This window comes from Paenibacillus sp. 01T422 (assembly GCF_056398785.1).
Genome location: NZ_JBFTQB010000813.1, coordinates 1 through 3,011 on the forward strand (window position 1 = coordinate 1; position 3,011 = coordinate 3,011).

Consider the following 3,011-nt stretch of genomic DNA (forward strand, 5'->3'; position numbering starts at 1 on the left):
ACGATATACTTTCTAAGTACTAATTTACAATTAAGGGAGACCTAAAGTATGAGAGATCCGCGACTTCAAACATTTGCCCGTAACATTATCCGCTATTCGGTTAGTCTTCAACCCGGAGAGAACATTTTGATCGAGATGATTGGCGTCAAAGATCCTGAACTCGCCAAATGCTTCATCGAAGAAGTATATGCCGTAGGCGGTAAGCCATTCATTGAGCTGCGTGATCCTATGATCATGAGAAGCTTGCAGATGAAAGGCACACAGGAGCAGTTCAGTGAATGGGCTGATTTCGAGCTTGCCCGCATGAAACAGATGGATGCTTATGTAGCTGTACGCAGCGGAGATAACATTACAGAATCGTCTGATGTGCCAGATGAGCAAATGCGCCTTTACTTGAAATATTTCCAACGTCCGCTCTTTGATGAGCGCATTAACAATACCAAATGGTGCGTCATGCGCTACCCGAATCCTTCTATGGCCCAGCTAGCTGGCAAAAGCACGGAAGAATTCGAGAACTTCTATTTTGATGTTTGCAACCTCGACTATAGCAAGATGGCGACAGCTATGGAATCGCTAGTAGACCTAATGAAGCGAACAGATAAAGTTCGTCTTGTTGCCAAAGGAACGGACATCTCCTTCTCCATCAAAAATATCGGCGCAGTGCCTTGCTCCGGGCTGAGAAATATTCCGGATGGTGAAGTGTACTCAGCGCCAGTGAAAGACTCTGTCAATGGTGTAATCAGTTACAATACACCAACGATTTACTCCGGCACTTCCTTCGAGAACATCGTGCTTCGTTTCGAGAACGGCCGAATTGTCGAAGCGACTAGCAATGACACCAAGAAATTAAACGATATTCTGGATACAGATGACGGTGCAAGATATATTGGTGAATTCGCTATCGGCGTGAATCCTTATATTCAGCATCCAATGAAGGACATTTTATTCGATGAGAAGATTGATGGCAGCATCCACTTCACACCAGGTCAAGCCTATGAGACTGCAGATAACACGAACCGCTCCTCTGTTCACTGGGATATGGTCCTGATCCAACGTCCTGAATACGGCGGCGGAGAAATCTACTTTGACGATGTGCTTATTCGCAAAGACGGACGTTTCGTCCTACCTGAGCTTGAGAAGCTTAACCCAGAAAACTTAATGTAATCAAATAAAGCAGTTGAGGCATCCGATCACGATCGGACAGCTTCAGCTGCTTTTTATATAATGGCATTAAGTTTTGCATAAACACTTAGCCAAGCCAGTGGAATATGACGCCTTCTGGCGATTCATCTATTGTTGGCCGCGTGGTAGGAATAAGCAAATTGGTGYCCTTCACCTGCTCATTGCTTGTCGCAGCCCACGTTGAGGCTTGGATCTGAACTTCTGCGCCCTTAGGTACAAAGGGAAACAGCTCCTGCACGTCCCCATTCGTCAATCTTACACACCCAAGCGATTTATCAGAGCCAATGGAGCTCTCATCGTAAGTACCGTGAAGCGCAATTGCCCCCAGCCCGAGACCTGCCTCCCCATAGCTTTGAGTGCGGCTTCCCTGAGGATTTTGCACACGGTCCTTTACAAGGAATTGACCTTGTGGTGTACGATCATTTGCTCCAAGACCAATTTCTTTATCCCATAAAATATAATCCCCGCTAACCAGTTTAAGCTGATGTTCCTCTTTATTGATTTCAATATGAACCGGTTCATACGGGGTATTCTGCACACTAGTGGAATTTGCATAGAACATCTGAGCCGGGTCTGCCGCATCTGGCGCATAAACCCAGCCACCTTTGCCCGTGAAAGCCTCAGAAATGCCATTAGAGCCCGTTGACACTTCCAAAGGGATGAAGCTGAGATAGTTATTCGGATAATCCTGCAGCAGTGCCTCTAGACGTTCTGGAGGGCTGCCATGATCTTTGGTGTATGCCGCCAACGCGGTCCGAACTAAATTAGCACCAATCGCACTAAGCGGTTGGTGCTTTCCAAATTCGGTATTCAAGAAACGGATTTTGACAGATTGATCTGTCTCAGGATGATATTGCGCAACGACCACAGCACTCTTGGTCAACTCCTCATCCCTGAGCAGCAATGTTTTCCCCTGATTCGCGCTATCCTGGGAAATAACGCCGTAAATCAGGATGTTCGTCTTCGGCATTTCCTTAGCCAGCTCAAGTGCCTGCTTGTGCAAGGCTGTTTCAATCGCTCCATTCTCTGTCTCAGGCGCAATGTACATCACGAAGGGAGCATCAACCGTTTCGTAGGTGATGTCACTTCCAGCGCCCCAAATCTTCATCGTAGAAATTGTTTTGTAGAGTGGATTACTCCCTGCAAACAAAACAACTAGCAAGAGATTGAAGACAAGTAGAACGATGAGCAGCGTTTTCATAAAAGGTGGCAACATCCCCTTCGCTTCCTCCGGGAAAGCATGCTGCAAGGTCATCGCATGTGCAGCTTTCTCCYCTTCGATGTCGCGAATCGCACGATTCGCAGCGGAGTAGAATGGTGATGGGTAAGTACGAAGAACTTCCTTGTAATGAAAAATAGCTCGTTTGAAATTCCCTCTTCTTTGAAATTTTTGCCCGATCTTATAATGAGCTTCCGGTGAAGTTGCGTCTAGATACCGGATGACTTTCTCATAGTACATCGGATCGGACGGAGAAATGAACAAGTTCTTGTGCAAATGAATGAGATTGTCATCGAGATGGTTACGAAATCGCTGGGTACGGCGTATCATTCGGCTCCTCTCCGTTCAATGGATTAGCTTGTCCATATCTGATGACTGATACGATTAGTATCTCTGATACATAATGTATCATGATTAACGTCATAATGACAACCCTTTTCTTGCTTCCYGAAAGCACCAGCATGAACCTTACCTATTTAGCAAAAGCTGAATCTCGGAGGTGATAAAGATGAGTGGAAGAAACAGCAAACCGAAAAATAATGGACCATCCGGCAGCCCGTCTCGCCTGGATCAATTTGGAGAAAAAGCCGTCCAACAAGATAAACGCGAA

The 3,011-nt window shown here is 46.0% G+C and carries 2 protein-coding genes; one reads left to right on the forward strand and one right to left on the reverse strand.

Translation table 11 applies throughout. The features are described from left to right. The first annotated feature begins 48 nt into the window (after window positions 1–48). A complete protein-coding gene (locus AC1DUA_RS31705; protein ID WP_477503527.1) occupies window positions 49–1,164 on the forward strand; it encodes an aminopeptidase in 1,116 nt (371 codons plus the stop codon). An 85-nt stretch (window positions 1,165–1,249) separates the two neighbouring features. On the opposite strand, the gene AC1DUA_RS31710 is transcribed toward AC1DUA_RS31705, so the two are convergent. Further along, window positions 1,250–2,731: a L,D-transpeptidase family protein gene (locus AC1DUA_RS31710; RefSeq protein WP_477503528.1), complete on the reverse strand. Its 1,482-nt coding sequence runs from the start codon at window positions 2,729–2,731 to the stop codon at window positions 1,250–1,252. Window positions 2,732–3,011: the final 280 nt, after the last annotated feature.